General features: G+C 69.5%; 12 protein-coding genes. All 12 read left to right on the forward strand.

Going from position 1 to position 20,286, the window contains the following annotated elements:
• Positions 1-211 precede the first annotated feature (211 nt).
• The 12 genes from SLW52_RS05890 to SLW52_RS05945 all read left to right on the forward strand — a co-directional run bounded on the left by SLW52_RS05890 (position 212) and on the right by SLW52_RS05945 (position 20,243).
• Positions 212-1,243, forward strand: coding sequence for an N-acetylornithine carbamoyltransferase (locus tag SLW52_RS05890; RefSeq protein WP_267102658.1), 1,032 nt, complete (start codon positions 212-214; stop codon positions 1,241-1,243).
• A gap of 57 nt (positions 1,244-1,300) precedes the next feature.
• The gene (locus tag SLW52_RS05895) at positions 1,301-2,536 is read left to right on the forward strand and encodes an argininosuccinate synthase (RefSeq protein WP_295942094.1); all 1,236 of its coding nucleotides are present in this window, start codon (positions 1,301-1,303) and stop codon (positions 2,534-2,536) included.
• A gap of 266 nt (positions 2,537-2,802) precedes the next feature.
• Positions 2,803-3,900, forward strand: a complete 1,098-nt coding sequence (locus SLW52_RS05900) for an acetylornithine deacetylase (protein WP_320739150.1) — start codon at positions 2,803-2,805, stop codon at positions 3,898-3,900.
• Positions 3,901-3,979: 79 nt separating this feature from the next.
• Positions 3,980-5,296 carry an acetylglutamate kinase gene (locus SLW52_RS05905; protein ID WP_295940218.1) on the forward strand — a complete coding sequence of 439 codons (1,317 nt, stop codon included), beginning with the start codon at positions 3,980-3,982 and terminating at the stop codon, positions 5,294-5,296.
• 26 nt (positions 5,297-5,322) lie between these two features.
• On the forward strand, positions 5,323-5,940 hold the full coding sequence (locus tag SLW52_RS05910; protein ID WP_320739149.1) for a GNAT family protein: 618 nt from the start codon (positions 5,323-5,325) through the stop codon (positions 5,938-5,940).
• The gene (gene argC, locus SLW52_RS05915; protein ID WP_320739148.1) at positions 5,937-6,902 is read left to right on the forward strand and encodes an N-acetyl-gamma-glutamyl-phosphate reductase; all 966 of its coding nucleotides are present in this window, start codon (positions 5,937-5,939) and stop codon (positions 6,900-6,902) included. The genes SLW52_RS05910 and argC overlap by 4 nt, the downstream gene beginning before the upstream one ends.
• A 112-nt stretch (positions 6,903-7,014) precedes the next feature.
• The gene (argH, locus tag SLW52_RS05920) at positions 7,015-8,313 is read left to right on the forward strand and encodes an argininosuccinate lyase (protein WP_267084724.1); all 1,299 of its coding nucleotides are present in this window, start codon (positions 7,015-7,017) and stop codon (positions 8,311-8,313) included.
• A gap of 125 nt (positions 8,314-8,438) precedes the next feature.
• A complete protein-coding gene (locus SLW52_RS05925; RefSeq protein WP_043095621.1) occupies positions 8,439-8,696 on the forward strand; it encodes a YciI family protein in 258 nt (85 codons plus the stop codon).
• 4 nt (positions 8,697-8,700) lie between these two features.
• Positions 8,701-9,882 (forward strand): glutamate 5-kinase, encoded by a 1,182-nt coding sequence (gene proB, locus SLW52_RS05930; RefSeq protein ID WP_267084723.1) that lies wholly within the window; start codon positions 8,701-8,703, stop codon positions 9,880-9,882.
• Positions 9,883-10,041: 159 nt separating this feature from the next.
• Complete coding sequence (locus tag SLW52_RS05935; RefSeq protein WP_295910608.1) at positions 10,042-11,289, forward strand: glutamate-5-semialdehyde dehydrogenase; 1,248 nt, start codon at positions 10,042-10,044, stop codon at positions 11,287-11,289.
• A gap of 233 nt (positions 11,290-11,522) precedes the next feature.
• A complete protein-coding gene (locus SLW52_RS05940; protein WP_267081592.1) occupies positions 11,523-13,439 on the forward strand; it encodes a CocE/NonD family hydrolase in 1,917 nt (638 codons plus the stop codon).
• A gap of 864 nt (positions 13,440-14,303) precedes the next feature.
• Positions 14,304-20,243 carry an Ig-like domain-containing protein gene (locus SLW52_RS05945; protein ID WP_320739147.1) on the forward strand — a complete coding sequence of 1,980 codons (5,940 nt, stop codon included), beginning with the start codon at positions 14,304-14,306 and terminating at the stop codon, positions 20,241-20,243.
• The last annotated feature ends 43 nt before the right edge of the window (positions 20,244-20,286 follow it).

Consider the following 20,286-nt stretch of genomic DNA (forward strand, 5'->3'; position numbering starts at 1 on the left):
ACGCATGGCCTCGGGCATGACGTCGCGCGCGCGTCGACCGGAATCCCACATTCTCGCTGGGTAACCGGAGCGTCGTGCCGTTCGTTCTGAAAACCCAGCCCGAGGCTGGGTTTTTTCGTTTTCATCGGCCGGAAAAGTTTCACCCGTAAAGAACCTCCCTGTAGAACGCCTCGCGCGTCCCCGCGTCCCCACCGCTGCAAAGGATCGATCGATGTCTCTGAAGCACTTCTTGAACACCCAGGACTGGAGCCGCGCCGAACTGGACGCGGTGCTGACCCAGGCGGCGCTGTTCAAGCGCAACCGCCTCGGCAGCGAGCTGAAGGGCAAGTCGATCGCGCTGGTGTTCTTCAACCCGTCCATGCGTACCCGCACCAGCTTCGAGCTGGGCGCGTTCCAGTTGGGCGGCCACGCGGTGGTGCTGCAGCCGGGCAAGGACGCGTGGCCGATCGAGTTCGACCTGGGCACAGTGATGGACGGCGACACCGAAGAGCACATCGCCGAGGTGGCGCGGGTGCTGGGCCGCTATGTGGACCTGATCGGCGTGCGTGCGTTCCCGAAGTTCGTCGACTGGGCCAAGGACCGCGAGGACCTGGTGCTGAAGAGCTTCGCCAAATATTCGCCGGTGCCGGTGATCAACATGGAGACCATCACCCATCCGTGCCAGGAGTTGGCGCATGCGCTGGCGCTGCAGGAGCACTTCGGCACCAGCGACCTGCGCGGCAAGAAGTACGTGCTGACCTGGACCTACCATCCCAAGCCGCTGAACACCGCGGTGGCCAATTCCGCACTGACCATCGCCACTCGCCTGGGCATGGACGTGACCCTGCTGTGCCCGACTCCCGACTACGTGCTCGACGAGCGCTACATGGGTTGGGCCGCGCAGAACGTGGCCGAGAGCGGCGGTTCGCTGAGCGTCAGCCACGACATCGACAGCGCCTACGCCGGCGCCGACGTGGTCTACGCCAAGAGCTGGGGCGCGCTGCCGTTCTTCGGCAACTGGGGCCCGGAGAAGCCGATCCGCGACCAGTACCAGCACTTCATCGTCGACGAACGCAAGATGGCGCTGACCAACAACGGCGTGTTCTCGCATTGCCTGCCGCTGCGCCGCAACGTCAAGGCCACCGACGCGGTGATGGACTCGCCCAACTGCATCGCCATCGACGAGGCAGAGAACCGCCTGCATGTGCAGAAGGCGATCATGGCGGCGCTTGCGTCGCAAGCGGGAATCGGGAATCGGGAATAGAGAATCGGTACAGCAACAGCGTTAGCCCCCACTTTTACGCGTGATAAGGAAACAACCATGAGCACCGCTTCCACCAATCCCGACTCCCCAATCCCCAATCCCGGCACCAAGGACATCGTCCTCGCCTTCTCCGGCGGCCTCGACACCAGCTTCTGCATCCCCTACCTGCAGGCCAAGGGTTATGCGGTGCACACCGTGTTCGCCGACACCGGCGGCGTGGATGCCGAGGAGCGCGAGTTCATCGAGAAGCGCGCCGCGGAACTGGGCGCGGCCAGCCACGTCACCGTCGACGGCGGCCCGGCGATCTGGGCCGGCTTCGTCAAGCCGTTCGTGTGGGCGGGCGAGGGCTACCAGGGCCAGTATCCGCTGCTGGTGTCGGACCGCTATCTGATCGTCGATGCCGCGCTCAAGCGCGCCGAGGAACTGGGCACCAAGACCATCGCCCACGGTTGCACCGGCATGGGCAACGACCAGGTGCGCTTCGACCTGGCGGTCAAGGCGCTGGGCGACTACGAGATCGTCGCGCCGATCCGCGAGATCCAGAAGGAACATACCCAGACCCGCGCCTACGAGCAGAAGTACCTGGAAGAGCGCGGCTTCGGCGTGCGTGCCAAGCAGCAGGCCTACACCATCAACGAGAACCTGCTCGGCCTGACCATGTCCGGCGGCGAGATCGACCGCTGGGAAGCGCCGGGCGAGGGCGCCCGCGGCTGGTGCGCGCCGCGCAGCGCGTGGCCGACCGAGCCGCTGACGGTGAAGCTGAAGTTCGTGCAGGGCGAGGCGGTCGAGCTCGACGGCAAGGCGCTGCCGGGCGAACAGATCCTGGCCAAGCTCAACAAGCTGTTCGCGCCCTACGGCGTGGGCCGCGGCGTGTACACCGGCGACACCGTGATCGGCCTGAAGGGCCGCATCGTGTTCGAGGCGCCGGGCCTGGTGTCGCTGCTGGCCGCGCACCGCGCGCTGGAGGACGCGGTGCTGACCAAGCAGCAGAACCGTTTCAAGCCGGACGTGGCGCGCAAGTGGGTGGAGCTGGTGTACGAAGGCTTCTATCACGATCCGCTGAAGACCGACCTGGAAGCCTTCCTGAAGTCGTCGCAGGCGATGGTCAATGGCGAAGTGACGCTGGAGACCCGCGGCGGCCGCGTCGACGCGGTGGCGGTGAAGTCGCCGCACCTGCTCAACGCCAAGGGCGCGACCTACGCGCAGTCGGCGGACTGGGGCGTGGCCGAAGCCGAGGGCTTCATCAAGCTGTTCGGCATGAGCTCGACGCTGTACGCGCAGGTCAATCGCTGACGCTTAGAGCCCCTCTCCCTGCGGGAGAGGGGTTGGGGGCGCCGCAGGAAGCCTTCGGGACCGACATGACGAACGCGTCGCCACGCGCCAGCCATGGGAACTGCTGCAGCATTTGCTCCCATCGTTCGCCATCCGGGCGCGTGGCGACGCGTTCGGTCTGGGCGCTTCTCGACGTGTCGCGAGGCGCCCCTCATCCGCCCCCTCCGGGGGCACCTTCTCCCGGTGGGAGAAGGGTTCATCCGACCAGCACCACTGCGGCCTGACCCATGACCGATCTGCTCACCTCCACGCTCGATCACCTGCAGGCGCTGGTGTCCTTCGACACCCGCAATCCGCCGCGGGCGATCGGCACCGATGGCATCTTCGACTACCTCCGCGCGCAGCTGCCCGGCTTCGCGGTGGAGGTGATCGACCACGGCGCCGGCGCGGTCAGCCTGTATGCGGTGCGCGGCGCGCCGAAGTACCTGTTCAACGTGCACCTGGACACGGTGCCGGATTCGCCGCACTGGAGCGCCGATCCGCATGTCATGCGGCGCCTGGACGATCGCGTGGTCGGCCTGGGCGTGTGCGACATCAAGGGCGCGGCGGCGGCGCTGCTGGCCGCGGCCAATGCCGGCGACGGCGATGCCGCGTTCCTGTTCTCCAGCGACGAGGAAGCCAACGACCCGCGCTGCATCGCCGCGTTCCTGGCCCGCGGTATTCCCTATGAAGCGGTGCTGGTGGCCGAGCCGACCATGAGCGAGGCGGTGCTGGCGCATCGCGGCATCAGTTCGGTGCTGATGCGCTTCGCCGGCCGCGCCGGCCACGCCTCGGGCAAGCAGGACGCCGCGGCCAGCGCGCTGCACCAGGCGATGCGCTGGGGCGGCCGTGCGCTGGACCACGTGGAGTCGCTGGCGCACGCGCGCTTCGGCGGGCTGACCGGGTTGCGCTTCAACATCGGCCGCGTCGAGGGCGGGATCAAGGCCAACATGATCGCGCCGGCCGCGGAGCTGCGCTTCGGTTTCCGGCCGCTGCCGTCGATGGACGTGGACGCGTTGCTGGCGACCTTCGCCGGCTTCGCCGAGCCGGCCGCAGCGCACTTCGAGGAGACCTTTCGCGGGCCGAGCCTGCCCTCCGGCGACATTGCGCGCGCCGAGGACAAGCGCCTGGCCGCGCGCGACGTCGCCGATGCGCTGGAACTGCCGATCGGCAACGCGGTGGACTTCTGGACCGAGGCCTCGCTGTTCTCTGCCGGCGGCTACACCGCGCTGGTCTACGGCCCGGGCGACATCGCCCAGGCGCACACCGCCGACGAGTTCGTGACGCTGGAGCAACTGCAGCGCTACGCCGACTCGGTGCACCGCATCATCAACGGCGCGCGCTGAGCCGCGCGTCTTTCCACGTCGCCCGGACCGATCCTGCGATCGGCTCCACCCTGGATTCCTTCGGACATCTCCCCACGCCATGCACGCCAACCGCCAAACCCGCCAGACCATCGTGCGCCTGCTCTCGAGCATGGCCAGCGCGAAGGAGATCAGCCAGTACCTCAAGCGCTTCTCGCAGCTGGACGCCAAGCGCTTCGCCGTGGTCAAGGTCGGCGGCGCGGTGCTGCGCGACGACCTGGAGGCGCTGACTTCCTCGCTGTCGTTCCTGCAGGAAGTCGGCCTCACCCCGATCGTGCTGCACGGTGCCGGCCCGCAGCTGGACACGGAGCTGTCCGCCGCCGGCATCGACAAGCAGACCGTCAACGGCCTGCGGGTGACCTCGCCGGAAGCGCTGGCGATCGTGCGCCGGGTGTTCCAGGCCTCCAATCTCAAGCTGGTCGAGGCGCTGCAGCAGAACGGCGCGCGCGCCACCTCGATCACCGGCGGCGTGTTCGAGGCGCAGTACCTGGACCGCGACACCTATGGGTTGGTCGGCGAGGTCACCGCGGTGAACCTGGCGCCGATCGAGGCCAGCCTGCAGGCCGGCTCGATCCCGGTCATCACCAGCCTGGGCGAGACCCCCAGCGGGCAGATCCTCAATATCAACGCCGACTTCGCCGCCAACGAACTGGTGCAGGAACTGCAGCCGTACAAGATCATCTTCCTCACCGGCACCGGCGGCCTGCTCGACGAACAGGGCCGGGTGATCGATTCGATCAACCTGTCCACCGAGTACGACCACCTGATCGCGCAGCCGTGGATCCATGGCGGCATGAAGGTGAAGATCGAGCAGATCAAGGACCTGCTGGATCGCCTGCCGCTGGAGTCGTCGGTGTCGATCACGCGCCCGGCCGACCTGGCCAAGGAGCTGTTCACCCACAAGGGCTCGGGCACCCTGGTGCGGCGCGGCGAGAAGGTGCTGCGCGCCACGACATGGGGCGAGCTGGACCTGCCGCGGCTGAAGACCCTGATCGAATCCAGCTTCGGCCGCACCCTGGTGCCGGACTACTTCGACACCACCCGGCTGCTGCGCGCCTATGTCAGCGAGAACTACCGCACCGCGGTGATCCTGACCGACGAGGGCGGCTACACCTACCTGGACAAGTTCGCCGTGCTCGACGACGCGCAGGGCGAGGGCCTGGGCCGGGCGGTGTGGAACGTGATGCGCGAGGAGACGCCGCAGCTGTTCTGGCGCTCGCGCCACAACAACCAGGTCAACATCTTCTACTACGCCGAATCCGACGGCTGCTTCAAGCAGGAGAAGTGGAAGGTGTTCTGGTACGGCCTGGACACCTTCGAGCAGATCCAGCACTGCGTGGCGCACTGCGCCACGCGCACGCCGACCCTGCAGGGTTGAGCGGAATCGTCCAGAGAACCCAGGCCATGTCCAGCATCGATCCCGAGCTTCCCGAATCCTGGCGCCAGGTGCCGACGCTGCGCGGCCGCCACGTTAGCCTGGAGCCGCTGCAGGCGGCGCATGCTGACGGCCTGCGCGCCGCGCTGCACGGCAGCGGCCTGGACGCGCTGTGGTACACCAACGTGCCAGCGCCGGAACGCGTGGACGCCTACGTCGCCGCCGCGCTGGAGGTGCAGGCGCTGGGCCGGGTGCTGCCGTTCGTGGTGCGCGATGCGCAGGGCGAGATCGTCGGCAGCACGCGCTTCTACGGCCTGGATCCGCAGGTGCCGACGCTGTCGATCGGCTACACCTGGTATGCGCCGCGGGTGCAGCGCAGCGGCCTGAACACCGAGGCCAAGCTGCTGCTGCTCGGGCATGCCTTCGATACGCTCGGCTGCCTCAGCGTGGTGTTCGAGACCAGTTGGTTCAACCACGCCTCGCGCACCGCGATCGCGCGGCTGGGCGCCAAGCAGGACGGCGTGCTGCGCAACCACAAGCGCCACGCCGACGGCACCCCGCGCGACACCGTCATCTTCTCCATCATCGACACGGAATGGGAAGGGGTGAAACGCCACCTGCAGTTCCGCCTGGATTCGCACGCATGAACACTCCCATTCATTCCATCGGCATCGTCGGCGCCCGCGGCCACACCGGCGCCGAACTGATCCGCCTGATCGCCGCGCATCCGCAGTTGCGGCTGGCCTTCCTGTCGTCGCGCGAGCTGGACGGGCAGCGCGTCGACGCCCACCACGACGCTTACCAGGGCGAACTGCGCTACGAGAATCTCGACCCGGAAGCAGTGGCGGCCAAGCGTGCCGACGTGGTGGTGCTGGCGCTGCCCAACGGCAAGGCCGCGCCCTACGTGGCGGCGCTGGATGCGGCGGTCGCCGCCGGTGCGCCCGACCCGGTCGTGGTCGATCTGTCCGCGGATTACCGCTTCGACCCGGCCTGGTACTACGGCCTGCCGGAACTGACCCGCGTCGGCTATGCCGGGCAGCGCCGCATCAGCAACCCGGGCTGCTACGCCACCGCGATGCAGCTGGCGATCGCGCCGCTGCGCGAGCAGCTTGCCGGGCCGCCGCAGTGCTTCGGCGTGTCCGGCTATTCCGGTGCCGGCACCACGCCGTCGGACAAGAACAACCCGGCGCTGTTGCACGACAACCTGATGCCGTACGCGCTGACCGACCACATGCACGAGCGCGAGGTGTCCGCGCAACTCGGCGTGCCGGTGGAATTCATGCCGCACGTGGCGCCGCATTTCCGCGGCATCACCATGACCGTGAACCTGTGGCTGCAGCAGCCGCTGAAGTTGGAGGCGGTGCAGCAGCTGTATCGCGCCCGCTATGCCGATGAGCCGCTGATCGAGGTAGTCGACGAAGCGCCGTGGGTCAGCCGCATCGCCGGCCGCCACGGCGTGCAGCTCGGGGGCTTCACCCTGGCCCCGGGCAACAAGCGGCTGGTGCTGGTGGCGACGCTGGACAACCTGCTCAAGGGCGCCGCGACGCAGGCGATGCAGAACCTCAACCTGGCGCTGGGCGTGGACGAGTTGACGTCGATTCCCGTTTGAAATCGTCGGGACCCGGGGCCCGGGACTCGGGACCCGGAGAAGCAAGAGCCGATGCTTTTGCTTTTCCGGGTCCCGGGCCCCGGGTCCCGGGTCCCGCAAAAAAGGACCCCCAATGACTAATCTTCTCTGGCAGAAACCCGGCGTCGCCGTCGACACGCAGATCCAGGCCTTCCTGGCCGGCGACGACGTGCTCCTGGACCGCGAGTTCTTCCTGCACGACATCGCCGCCAGCGGCGCGCACGCCGAGGGCCTGCAGCGCATCGGCATCCTGTCCGCCGACGAACTGGCCGGGTTGCAGCGCGAGCTGGCGGTGCTGGCCGAGGATTTCCGCAGCGGCGCGTTCGTGCTGGATGCGCGCTTCGAGGACGGCCACTCGGCGATCGAGGCGCGGCTGACCGAGCGCCTGGGCGATGCCGGGCGCAAGATCCACACCGGGCGCAGCCGCAACGACCAGATCCTGGTCGCCACCCGGCTGTGGCTGAAGGACAAGTTGGCGCGGCTGGCGCAATTGAGCGCGGAGATCGCCAAGGTGGCGCTGGACCGCGCGCAGGCCGAGCGCGATCTGCCAGTGCCCGGCTACACCCACATCCAGCGTGCCGTGGTGTCCTCGGCGGGCATGTGGTGGGCGGGCTGGGCCGAGGCCTTCCTCGACGATGCCGTCCGCGCCCGCGATACCCTGCGCCTGGTCGACTGCAATCCGCTCGGCACCGCCGCCGGCTACGGCGTCAACCTGCCGCTGGACCGTGCGCACACCACCGCCGCGCTGGGCTTCGCGCGCCTGCAGGTCAGCCCGATCTATGCGCAGCTCTCGCGCGGCAAGTTCGAGATGGCCGCGCTGGAAGCGCTGGGCAGCGCCACCCTGGACCTGCGCCGCCTGGCCTGGGACCTGTCGCTGTTCACCAGCGGCGAATTCGGGTTCGTCGCGCTGCCGGCGCAGTACACCACCGGCAGCTCGATCATGCCGAACAAGCGCAACCCGGACGTGATCGAGCTGATGCGCGCCACCCACGCCAGCGTGGCCGCGGCGCGCACCGAGATCGAACAGTTGTTGTCGCTGCCGTCCGGTTATCACCGCGACCTGCAGAGCAGCAAGGGCGCGATCTTCCACGGCTTCGGCCGCGGCCTGGCCGCGCTGGAGCTGCTGCCGGCGCTGCTGGCCAACCTGGAGTGGCGCGAGGACAGGCTGCGCGCGGCGATCGATTCGGGCATGTACGCCACCGACGTGGCGGTGGAAGCCGCAGTGGCCGGCGTGCCGTTCCGCGAGGCCTACCAGGCCGCCGCCGCGTCCGCCGACAGCGCAGGGCAGGGACGTACGCCGGAAGGCAGCCTGGCTGCACGCGTGTCGCCGGGTGCTGCCGCCGATCTGCGCCTGGACGAGCTGCAGGCGCGCTGGCACGCGCTGGAGGCTTGATTGCCTGTGGGAGGACTTCAGCCGCGACGCCTTGGTGCTAACGCGTCGGGGCTGAAGCCCCTCCCACAAAAAGCATTCGCTGCGACGCCGAACATGCAAACCGATTGCAGAAGGAACACCGTACGATGAAGCACTACCTGGTCCTGGCGATGCGCAAACCGAGCTTCGACGAGCGCGTGGTCGCGCCGCATCTGGCCTTCCTCGACGACCTGCGCGCGCGCGGCCTGCTGGCGCTGACCGGCGGCTTCAGCGACCGCAGCGGCGGCGCCTACCTGCTGCAGGGCGTGGACGACCTGGCGCAGGCGCAGGCGATCGTCGCCGCCGATCCGCTGGCGATCCACGGCAGCTCCGACCTCACCGTGTACGAATGGAACACGCGCTGATCCCATGACCTCGCAGACGCCATCGCCCTTCGTCGAACAACGCCTGCCGCCGTGGCGGCGCGCAGTGCTCAAGGTCGGCAGCAGCCTGCTGGCCGCCGACGGCGGCGGGCTGACGCCACGCTTCGCGCTGGGCCTGGCGCAGTTCGTCTCGGCCAACCTGGCGGCCGGGCGCGAACTGGTGATCGTGTCCTCCGGCGCGGTCGCCGCGGGCCGTGCCATCGTGCCCAAGGCCGCCGAGGCCGGTGCGGCGCTGGCGGCACGGCAGGCGCTGGCCGCGCTCGGCCAGGCGCAGCTGATCGCGCTGTGGCAGCGCTTCTTCGAACGGCCGGTGGCGCAGGTGCTGCTGACCCACGACGACCTGCGCAACCGTCGCCGCTACCTCAACGCGCGCGCCACGCTGGGCGAACTGTTGCGGCTGGGCGCGCTGCCGGTGGTCAACGAGAACGACACCGTGTCGGTGGACGAGCTCAAGCTCGGCGACAACGACAATCTCGCCGCGATCGTCGCCGCCCTGGTCGACGCCGATGCGCTGTTCATCGCCACCGACATCGACGGCCTGTACACCGCCGACCCGCGCCGCGACCCGCAGGCACAACCGCTGCACGAGGTGCAGGAACTGAGCGCGGCGGTGCTGGCCATGGCCGGCGGCAGCGGCAGCGGCGTGGGCACCGGCGGCATGCGCACCAAGCTGGAGGCCGCGGCCAAGGCCGGCGCCGCCGGCATCGAGACCTATCTGTTCAACGGCCGCAGCGCCGAGGTGGTGCGCGGACTGGCCCAGGACAGCCTGCGCGGCACCCGCATCCATGCCGCGCGCACCCGCATCGCCGCGCGCAAGTACTGGCTGCGCCACGTGCCGGTGGAACCGGGGGCGATCCTGGTCGATGCCGGCGCCGCCGCCGCGCTGCTCGACAAGGGCGCCTCGCTGCTGCCGGGCGGCGTGGCCGGCGCAGTGGGCGAGTTCCGCCGCGGCGACATGGTGGAGGTGCGTCTGCGCGACGCGGCGGGCGAGCGCTGCCTGGCGCGCGGCGTCAGCCAGTACGCGGCGGTGGACATCCGCCGTATCGCCGGCCGCCACTCGCGCGACATCGAGGCGATCCTGGGCTACAACTACGGCGAGAACGTGATCCATCGCGACGACCTGGTGGTGGTGTGGGAATCGGGAGTCGGGAATGGGGAATCGGCGTAAACGCGCCCGCCCCGCGCCGGCCACGAATGCGGCGCAGTTCAGTCATCTGCATCGCGCCTCGCCCTCGCCGCTTCTGATGCCCTCGCGCCGCGCGTAGCCTGTCCGAATCCCGAATCCCGAATCCCTAATCCCGAATCCCGAATCCACCGGAGCCGCCCAATGACCTCCATCCGCACCCAGGCCCTGCACTGCCGCGATGCCGCGCAAGCGCTGGCGCAGTTGTCGTCGCCGGCCAAACAGGCGCTGCTGGAGGCGATGGCGGCGGCGCTGGAGGCGGATGCCGAAGCGATCCTCGCCGCCAATGCGCGCGATCTGGAGGCGGCGCGGGCCAAGGAGGTCGGCAGCGCGATGCTCGATCGGCTGGCGCTGGACCGCAAACGCCTGGACGGCATCGCCGCGGCGCTGCGCGAGGTGGCGGGCCTGCCCGACCCGGTGGGGCAGGTCACCCGCGACGACGTGCGCCCCAACGGCATCCGCGTGCAGAAGATCCGCGTGCCGCTGGGCGTGGTGGCGATGATCTACGAAGCGCGCCCCAACGTCACCGCCGACGCTGCGGCGCTGTGCATCAAGGCCGGCAACGGGGTGATCCTGCGCGGCGGCTCCGAGGCGATCCACTCCAACACCGCCATCGCCGCGGCGCTGCGCCGGGCGCTGCGCGACGCCGGCATCGGCGAGGCCGCGCTGACCCTGGTGGAGGATCTGCGCCGCGAGACCATGCTGGAACTGCTGCAGCTCCACGACATCGTCGACCTGGCGATCCCGCGCGGCGGCGAAGGCCTGATCCGCTTCGTCGCCGAACATGCGCGGGTGCCGGTGATCAAGCACTACAAGGGCGTGTGCCATCTGTTCGTGGACGCCTCGGCGGACCTGGCGCTGGCGGCGAAGCTGCTCATCGACGGCAAGACCACGCGGCCGGCCGCCTGCAACTCCCTGGAGACGCTGCTGGTGCACGCCGACGTGGCCGCGCGCTTCCTGCCGCTGGCCGCGCAGGCGCTGCGCGAACGCGGCGTCGCCCTGCGCGGCGATGCCGCCACCCGCGCGCTGCTGCCGGACATCGACCCCGCCAGCGACGACGACTACGCCGCCGAATATCTGGACCTGATCCTGGCGGTGGCGGTGGTGCCCGACCTGGACGCGGCGATCGCACACATCCGCCGCTACGGCTCGGACCACACCGAAGTCATCGCCACCGCCGATGCGGCCAACGCCGAGGCCTTCGTGCAGGCGCTGCGCGCGGCAGTGGTGATGGTCAACGCCTCCTCGCGCTTCTCCGACGGCGGCGAACTGGGCCTGGGCGCGGAGATCGGCATCTCCACCACGCGCCTGCACGCCTACGGCCCGATGGGCCTGGAAGCGCTGACCGTGGAGCGCTTCGTGGTGCGCGGCGAAGGCCAGGTGCGGCACTGAGGCGGTGCGATCCTGGTCGGTCGGCGCCTGAGCTGCCTGGCAAGGGAGTGATCTGCGTCGTGTCGGTGGAGCTGGGGCAGGGCAGCCACCTGGGCTGATTGGCATGGCGTGCCTGCGCGCTCGCGTGCCCGCGGCGCCAACGGCGAGGGTCGGCGACCCAGCCTTTGTCACTTGCCGAGTGAGGCGCCGTCGCCTAGCGTCGCGGATTCGCCTCCTTTCGGGATCCAATGCCCATGCGCCGCCTCGCTCCCTGCCTGCTCGCCGCTGCTGTCGCTCTCGCCACCGCCGGCACCGCGTTCGCCCAGACCGCGCCGATGACCCCGGACATCACCGGCAAGCCCTTCGTCGCGCCGACCGCGGCCAACGACTACATCAAGCGCGAGGTGATGATCCCGATGCGCGACGGGGTCAAGCTGCACACGGTGATCGTGCTGCCCAAGGGCGCGCACGGCGCGCCGATGCTGCTGACCCGCACGCCCTACGACGCCAGCGGCCGTGCCAGCCGGCTGGCCTCGCCGCACATGCGCGATCTGCTGCCGCAGGGCGACGAGGTGTTCGTCGATGGCGGCTACATCCGCGTGTTCCAGGATATCCGTGGCAAATACGGCTCGGAGGGCGACTACGTGGTGACCCGGCCGCTGCGCGGGCCGCTCAACCCGACCAAGGTCGACCACGCCACCGACGCCTGGGACACCATCGACTGGCTGGTCAAGCACGTGCCCGAATCCAACGGCAAGGTCGGCATGATCGGCTCGTCCTACGAGGGCTTCACCGTGGTGATGGCGCTGGCCGATCCGCATCCGGCGCTGAAGGTGGCCGCGCCGGAGAGCCCGATGATCGACGGCTGGATGGGCGACGACTGGCTCAACTACGGCGCCTTCCGCCAGGTCAACCTGGACTACTTCACCGGCCAGATGACCCGGCGCGGCAAGGGCGAGGGCATTCCGCGCCAAGGCTACGACGACTACAGCAATTTCCTGCGCGCCGGTTCGGCCGGCGACTACGCCAAGGCCGCCGGGCTGGAGCAGTTGCCGTGGTGGCGCAAGCTCACCGAGCACCCGGCCTACGATGCGTTCTGGCAGGAGCAGGCGCTGGACAAGGTGATGGCGCGCACCCCGCTGAAGGTGCCGACGATGTGGCTGCAGGGGCTGTGGGACCAGGAAGACATGTGGGGCGCGATCCACAGCTACGAGGCGATGGAGCCGCGCGATACCGGCAACGACAAGAACTACCTGGTGATGGGGCCGTGGCGGCACAGCCAGGTCAACTACGAGGGCGCCTCGCTGGGCGCACTGCAGTTCGACGGCGATACCGCGCTGCAGTTCCGCCGCGACGTGCTCAAGCCGTTCTTCGATCAGTACCTGGTCGACGGCGCGCCCAAGGCCGACACGCCGCCGGTGCTGATCTACGACACCGGCGCCAACCACTGGGATCGCCTGCAGCGCTGGCCGCTGAGCTGCGCGCAGGGCTGCCCGGCGCAGAGCAAGCCGCTGTACCTGGAGGCCGGCGGCCGCGTCTCGTTCGAGGCGCCCAAGGCCGGGCAGGGCGAGTACACCGAATATGTGTCCGACCCGGCCAAGCCGGTGCCGTTCGTGCCGCGCCCGGTGGTGTTCGGCGACCGCGACATGTGGACCACCTGGCTGGTGCACGACCAGCGCTTCGTCGACGGCCGCCCGGACGTGCTGACCTTCGTCAGCGAACCGCTGCAGGCGCCGCTGCGCATCGCCGGCGCGCCGCAGGTGAACCTGCAGGCCTCCACCAGCGGCAGCGACAGCGACTGGGTGGTGAAGCTGATCGACGTGTACCCGGATCAGATGGCGTCCGATCCGAAACTGGGTGGCTACGAATTGCCGGTGTCGCTGGCGATCTTCCGCGGCCGCTACCGCGAAAGCTTCGAGCATCCGGCGCCCCTCACTCCGAACCAGCCGCTGGCCTACCGCTTCGGCCTGCCCACCGCCAATCACACCTTCGAGCGCGGTCACCGGGTGATGGTGCAGGTGCAGTCGAGCCTGTTCCCACTGTACGACCGCAACCCGCAGACCTACGTGCCCAACATCTACTTCGCCAAGCCCGGCGATTACCAGAAGGCGACGCAGCGGATCTGGCACACGCCGCAGCAGGCCAGTTTCATCAGTTTGCCGGTGTACTGAGCCGGAGAGTGCCGCACCGGCGGCGCGCGACGCCATGCGTCGCGCTGCCGACCGTCCAGGTTCGGTGGGCCGATCGCCATGACAGGGCCCGGCGCTGCTCAGGCGCGCCGGCCGCACGGTGTCGCCTGCGCCTGTCGATGCAATCGTTTACCGGCGCGGTTCGGCGAACGCAGCCGATGGAGGGGCGCACGCAACCGCGCAGAACCGGGCCATGCCGGTGGCGTCATTTTTTTATTGCTTTGCGCAATAACCTTGAAAAACCCGCAGCGGGCTTTGTGAAAAAAGCGTCGCTGGAGTGTGGTGCTAAACACAGTTGTGTCACGTATTTGTGCCGGTTTATTGCCTATGTGTGTCGTCGTTGGCAAAGATCGGTGCGTGCAAACGGAAGGGGGGGGCGCGTAACGCCAGTTCTTTGGCGGATATGCGGCACGATCGATCCGGACCTGAAGGTGGGCACCTCGCAATGCAGGCGAGGCATGTCGGCGCAGAGTCACTGCACATGGTGTTGCCGTCCTGCCGTTCGAACTGTTTTGCTTTCACAAGGAGTGCCCGTGATGTCATTGGACACCGCCCGTTTGTCTCGTTCGCCCCGTCACCTGGCGCATCGCCGCCGCCGGCCTCATCCCCGGGTTTCCCCCTTGCAACGACCCCGACGCTAGCTGCGTCCACCCCGACGTGGCGCGCGGCAGTGCGTGCGCTGCGTTGCTTGATCACTGTTCCAATGCTTGTCGTGGACCGATAGGGCCGCGTAGGTGAGGTGTTGCCTGCGTATCGGCCGGCACGGCGCTCAGTCGCGTCGACCGCCCCAGGCCATCGGCTCACGCTCGCCCGCTTCCGCCCATCCTCGCGAAAGGAGTGTTCGTCATGAGTATCCAGGTCAAGGTTGTCCCGCACGATGCGGACCCCGCGCGCGCCCAGGCCGTGCCGCTGCCCGCCGATGGCGTGGTGAACCTCAGCCGGGCCAGCCAGGTGGTGCTGGATGTGGCGCCGGACAGCGTCGCCGCCTATACGCGTGAGGGCGGCGACCTGGTCGTCAGGCTGAAGAACGGCGAGATGGTCCGCATCGCCCATTTCTTCGACGCCTCGGCCGAACCGAGCCAGTTGTTCCTGACCCGGGATGAGCGTCCGGTGGCAGTGCAGTTCGCGACCAGCAGCGAGGAAGGTGCGTTGCTGGCCAGCTATGCGCCGGTGACGGGCGAGGCCGGATTCGAATCCTTGACCGCGGCTGGCGCGGGCGGCATGGCCGGTGGGCTGGCGGCGCCCTGGCTGATGGCGGGTGGCGTCGCACTCGGCGCGGGCGCGCTGGCCAGCATGGGCAGCGAGGACGATCGCAATGAGATCGTGCAACCGCAGCCGCAGCCGCAGCCGTCGGCACCGGCCGTGGCGAGCAATCTGCAGATCTCTCCGGACGGCACCCAGATCACCGGCAATGCGCCGCCCGGCCACTGGGTCGGCATCGATATCGATGGTGACGGACAGGTGGACACGGTGGTCTTGGTCGGCACCGACGGCAGCTTCACCGTGACGCTGCCGGCGCCGGTGGTCGATGGCCAGATGGTAAGCGTGGTGGTCACCAGCCCTGGTGGGGCCTCCAGCCCGCCAGCGATGGTGCAGGCGCCGGACGTCACCCCGCCCGGTGCGGCCGGCAACCTGCAAGTGGCGCCCGATGGCAGCAGCCTCACCGGCACCGCGGAGGCAGGCGCGACGGTGGGCGTGGATACCAATGGCGATGGCGTGCCGGACGTGACCGCCGTGGTCGGCAGCGACGGCACCTTCACCGTACCGCTGCAGCCGCCACTCACCAATGGCGAACCGCTGACGGTGGTGGTGACCGACACGGCCGGCAACACCGGCCCCGGCGCCAGCGTCAACGCGCCCGACACCACGCCGCCAGCGGCGGCCGGCAATCTGCAGGTCTCGGCCGATGGCGGCAGCCTCACCGGCACCGCGGAGGCGGGCGCCACAGTGGGCGTGGATACCAATGGCGACGGCGTGCCGGACGTCACGGCCGTGGTCGGCAGCGATGGCACCTTCACCGTGCCCTTGCAGCCGCCGCTGACCGATGGCGAGACGCTGACCGTGGTGGTGACCGATCCGGGCGGCAACATCAGTCCGCCGGCCAGCGTGCAGGCGCCGGATCTGCTGGCGGCACCGGTCATCGACGCCAGCAACGGCAGCGTCATCGCCGGCACCTCGGAAGCGGGTGCGACCATCACCCTGACCGACGGCAACGGCGCATCGATCGGCCAGGCCATCGTCGATGCGTCCGGCAACTGGAGCTTCACCCCGGCCACACCGCTGGCGGACGGCACGGTGATCACGGCGGTCGCCAGCAATGCCGCCGGCACGGTCAGTCCGCCGGCGACCACCACGGTGGACGCGGTGGCACCCGCGGCACCGGTGCTGCAGCCGAGCAACGGCATGGAGATCAACGGCACGGCGGAGGCCGGTGCGACAGTGACGGTGACCGACGGCAACGGTGCGGTGATCGGGCAGGCCGCGGTCGATGCGTCCGGCAACTGGAGCCTCGTCCCCGCCAGTCCGCTGCCCGACGGCACGGTCATCACCGCTGTCGCCACCGATGCCGCAGGCAACGCCAGCCCGCCGGCGACGACCACCGTCGATGCGCTGGCGCCGGCCGCGCCAGTGCTGCAGCCGAGCGATGGCAGCGCGATCGTCGGCACGGCGGAGGCCGGCGCGACGGTCACCGTCACCGACGGCAACGGCACGATGATCGGCCAGACCACCGCCGATGGCGCCGGCAACTGGAGCGTCACACCGGGCACGGCCCTGCCGGACGGCACCGTGGTCAACGTCGTCGCCACGGACGCGGCCGGCAACGTCAGCCCGCCCGCATCGCTCACCGTGGATGCGTTGGCACCGGCGGCGCCGGTGCTTCAGCCGAGCAACGGCACGGTGATCGTCGGTACCGCCGAGGCGGGGGCGACGGTGACGGTGACCGACGGCAACGGCACGCTGATCGGACAGACCACTGCCGATGGCGCGGGCAACTGGAGCGTGACCCCGGGCGCCGCGTTGCCCGATGGCACCGTAGTCAACGCCGTGGCCACCGATGCGACCGGCAATGTCAGTCCGCCGGCGACGACCACGGTGGATGCGCTGGCGCCGGCGGCGCCGGTGCTGCAGCCGAGCAATGGCACGGCGATCGTCGGTACTGCCGAGGCGGGTGCGACGGTCACCGTCACAGATGGCAATGGCAACTTGATCGGGCAGACGACGGCCGATGGCGCGGGTAACTGGAGCGTGACCCCGGGCGCCGCGTTGCCGGATGGCACGGTGGTGAATGCTGTGGCCACCGACGCGGCCGGCAATGCCAGCCCGTCGGCGTCCACCACGGTCGATGCGCTGGCGCCGGCGGCGCCGGTGCTGCAGCCGAGCAACGGTACGGCGATCGTCGGGACCGCGGAGGCGGGTGCGACGGTCACCGTCACCGATGGCAATGGCAACCTGATCGGGCAGACGACGGCCGATGGCGCCGGCAACTGGAGCGTGAGCCCAGGTGCCGCGTTGCCTGACGGTACCGTGATCAACGCCGTCGCCACGGATGCGGCCGGCAATGCCAGCCCGCCGGCGTCCACCACGGTCGATGCGCTGGCGCCGGCGGCGCCGGTGCTGCAGCCGAGCAACGGCATGGCGATCGTCGGTACGGCGGAAGCGGGCGCGACGGTGACGGTGACCGATGGCAATGGCACGCTGATCGGCCAGACGACGGCCGATGGCGCCGGCAACTGGAGCGTGACGCCGGGCGCCGCGCTGCCTGACGGTACCGTGATCAACGCCGTCGCCACGGATGCGGCTGGCAATGCCAGCCTGCCTGCTTCCACCACGGTCGATGCGCTGGCACCGGCCGCGCCGATACTGCAGCCGAGCAATGGCACGGCGATCGTCGGTACTGCCGAAGCGGGTGCGACGGTCACTGTCACCGACGGTAACGGCACGCTGATCGGCCAGACGACGGTCGATGGCGCGGGCAACTGGAGCGTGACCCCGGGCGCCGCGCTGCCGGATGGCACCGTCGTCAACGCCGTCGCCACCGACGCGGCCGGCAATGCCAGCCCGCCGGCGTCCACCACAGTCGATGCGCTGGCGCCGGCTGCGCCGGTGCTGCAGCCGAGCAACGGCACGGCGATTGTCGGTACCGCCGAAGCTGGCGCGACGGTGACGTTGACCGACGGCAATGGCAACCTCATCGGGCAGACGACGGCCGATGGCGCCGGCAACTGGAGCGTGACTCCGGGCGCCGCGCTCCCGGATGGCACCGTCGTCAATGCCGTGGCGACCGATGCGGCCGGCAATGCCAGCCCGCCGGCGTCCACCACGGTCGATGCGCTGGCACCGGCCGCGCCGGTGCTGCAGCCGAGCAATGGCACGGCGATTGTCGGTACGGCGGAGGCGGGTGCGACGGTCACGGTGACCGACGGCAACGGCACGCTGATCGGGCAGACCACTGCCGATGGCGCGGGCAACTGGAGTGTGACGCCGGGAGCCGCGTTGCCGGATGGCACCGTCGTCAATGCCGTGGCGACTGACGCGGCCGGCAATGCCAGCCCGCCGGCGTCCACCACGGTCGATGCGCTGGCACCGGCCGCGCCGGTGCTGCAGCCGAGCAATGGCACGGCGATCGTCGGGACTGCCGAAGCGGGTGCGACGGTCACTGTCACCGACGGTAACGGCACGCTGATCGGGCAGACCACCGCCGATGGCGCCGGCAACTGGAGCGTCACTCCGGGCACGGCCTTGCCAAACGGCACGGTGGTAAATGCCGTGGCGACCGATGCGGCCGGCAATACCAGTCCGCCGGCGTCCACCACAATCGACGCGCTGGCACCGGCGGCGCCGGTGCTGCAGCCGAGCAACGGCACGGCGATCGTCGGTACGGCCGAAGCGGGTGCGACGGTCACCGTCACCGACGGCAACGGCACGCTGATCGGGCAGACCACCGCGGATGGCGCCGGCAACTGGAGCGTCACCCCGGCGGCGCCACTGCCGGACGGCACCGTCGTCAACGCCGTGGCCACCGATGCCGCCGGCAATGTCAGTCCTCCGGCGACCACCACGGTGGATGCGCTGGCACCGGCGGCACCGCTGGTCACGATCAGCCTGGACGGCAGCCTGCTCACCGGCACCGCCGAAGCCAACGCGCAACTGCGTGTGGTGGTGAACGGCGATACCGCCAATCCACTGTTGATCCAGGCCGATGGCAATGGCGCCTTCAGCCTGCCGCTGGTGCCGGCGCTGGTGATCGGGCAGGCACTGTCGGTGGTGGCGGTCGATGCCGCCGGCAACGTCAGCCCGCCCGCACTGCTCACTGCCCCGGATCTGTCGCCGCCGCTGCTCAGCGTGCCCGAGGCCGGCGATACCTGGATCAACGCTGCGGAAATCGGCGACGGCATCCAGGTGGTGGTGCAACTGCGGCCGAACATGCTGGTCGGCCAGGTGGTCACCGTGCATTTCGCCGGCCAGAACGGTTACGTGGTGGATGTCCCGCATACGCTCACCAGCGGCGACCTCGCTGCCGGCAACGTGGTGGTCTCGGTGCTGCCGCCGAGCGGCGGCGCCGCGTTGCCGCAGGGCGCCGCGACGGTCACCGCCGATCTCAACGGGGGCCCGGCCTCGTCCTCGGTCGGCTTCACCATCGATACGATCCCGCCGGCCACTCCGGTGCTGTCGCTGGTCGCTAATCTGCTGACGATTTCCAGCGAACCGGGCACTGCACTGACGGTCAACGTCAATGTGGGCGGCGTGCAGGCCACGGCCACGCTGACGGCCGACAACAGCGGCCTGGCCTCGCTGGATCTGCTCACCGGCCTGGATATCGGCCTGAGCTGGTCGCAGTTGTTGAACGCGCAGGTGTCCGTGGTGGGCGCCGATCCGGCGGGCAACACCAGTTCGGTCGCCTCGCTGGGGGTTGGCGCCAACATCGCGCAGCCGCTGACGCTGGGCGACTTCGGGGTGGACTTCGCATTGCTGCCGGCGACCTTCGGATTCAGCGGCAACGCCGACCCCAATGCCAGCCTGGCGATCCGCGTCATCACTCCGGCGCTCAATGTCGAACTCACGCCCATCCAGGCCGACGCCAATGGTGACTTCGCCTTGAACCTGCTCAGTCCCAGCGTCCTGAGCCAACTCGGGCTCACCGCGTCCGGCGTGCTCAACCTTGGCGCGCAGGTCGCCTTCGAAGTGGTCGCCACCGACACGCTGGGCAACGACAGTGCGCGCTATGGCATCAGCCTGTCCGGTAGCGGCGCGGCCCTGAGCATCGGCACCATCAGCGTGAACGGCACCGGCGGCATCGACATCCTGTCCGGCGCCGACGGCAGCAGCGAGCGCATCCTCGCCGGCGACGGCAGCGACCTGATCTTCAACATCGGCAGCGGCGATCAGGTGTTGGCCGGCAATGGCGACGACACCATCCAGATCACCGCGACCAACTTCACCAGCATCGACGGTGGCGCCGGCTTCGATACGGTGCTGTTCGCCAACGGCATCGACCTTGACTACAACGCGGCAGGCGTGGGCACGCTGTCCAACATCGAGCGTATCGACCTGGGCAAGGGCGACTCCGGAAGTACCCTGACCCTGACCGCGTCGGAGGTGCTGGCGATCACCGACGGCAACGATACCTTGCAGATCACCGGCGACAGCGCGGATGTGCTCAACGTCGTCGGTGCCGTCGACAGCGGCACAACACAGGCGATCGATGGCATCACCTACCACGTCTACAGCTTCGGCAGCGCCACGTTGCTGGTGGAGGACAACACGCTTGCGGTGGTGACGGCCTGATGGGGGAGACCTGCACGCACGGCCGGCGCGTGCGCCGGCCTGG

It is taken from the genome of Xanthomonas sp. LF02-5, from assembly GCF_034105325.1.
Taxonomy (GTDB): domain Bacteria; phylum Pseudomonadota; class Gammaproteobacteria; order Xanthomonadales; family Xanthomonadaceae; genus Xanthomonas_A; species Xanthomonas_A sontii.

Coding starts and splice junctions, on each gene's coding strand:
- SLW52_RS05890 (WP_267102658.1), top strand. CDS start 212: ATGTCTCTGAAGCACTTCTTGAACACCCAGGACTGGAGCCGCGCCGAA.
- SLW52_RS05895 (WP_295942094.1), top strand. CDS start 1,301: ATGAGCACCGCTTCCACCAATCCCGACTCCCCAATCCCCAATCCCGGC.
- SLW52_RS05900 (WP_320739150.1), top strand. CDS start 2,803: ATGACCGATCTGCTCACCTCCACGCTCGATCACCTGCAGGCGCTGGTG.
- SLW52_RS05905 (WP_295940218.1), top strand. CDS start 3,980: ATGCACGCCAACCGCCAAACCCGCCAGACCATCGTGCGCCTGCTCTCG.
- SLW52_RS05910 (WP_320739149.1), top strand. CDS start 5,323: ATGTCCAGCATCGATCCCGAGCTTCCCGAATCCTGGCGCCAGGTGCCG.
- argC (WP_320739148.1), top strand. CDS start 5,937: ATGAACACTCCCATTCATTCCATCGGCATCGTCGGCGCCCGCGGCCAC.
- argH (WP_267084724.1), top strand. CDS start 7,015: ATGACTAATCTTCTCTGGCAGAAACCCGGCGTCGCCGTCGACACGCAG.
- SLW52_RS05925 (WP_043095621.1), top strand. CDS start 8,439: ATGAAGCACTACCTGGTCCTGGCGATGCGCAAACCGAGCTTCGACGAG.
- proB (WP_267084723.1), top strand. CDS start 8,701: ATGACCTCGCAGACGCCATCGCCCTTCGTCGAACAACGCCTGCCGCCG.
- SLW52_RS05935 (WP_295910608.1), top strand. CDS start 10,042: ATGACCTCCATCCGCACCCAGGCCCTGCACTGCCGCGATGCCGCGCAA.
- SLW52_RS05940 (WP_267081592.1), top strand. CDS start 11,523: ATGCGCCGCCTCGCTCCCTGCCTGCTCGCCGCTGCTGTCGCTCTCGCC.
- SLW52_RS05945 (WP_320739147.1), top strand. CDS start 14,304: ATGAGTATCCAGGTCAAGGTTGTCCCGCACGATGCGGACCCCGCGCGC.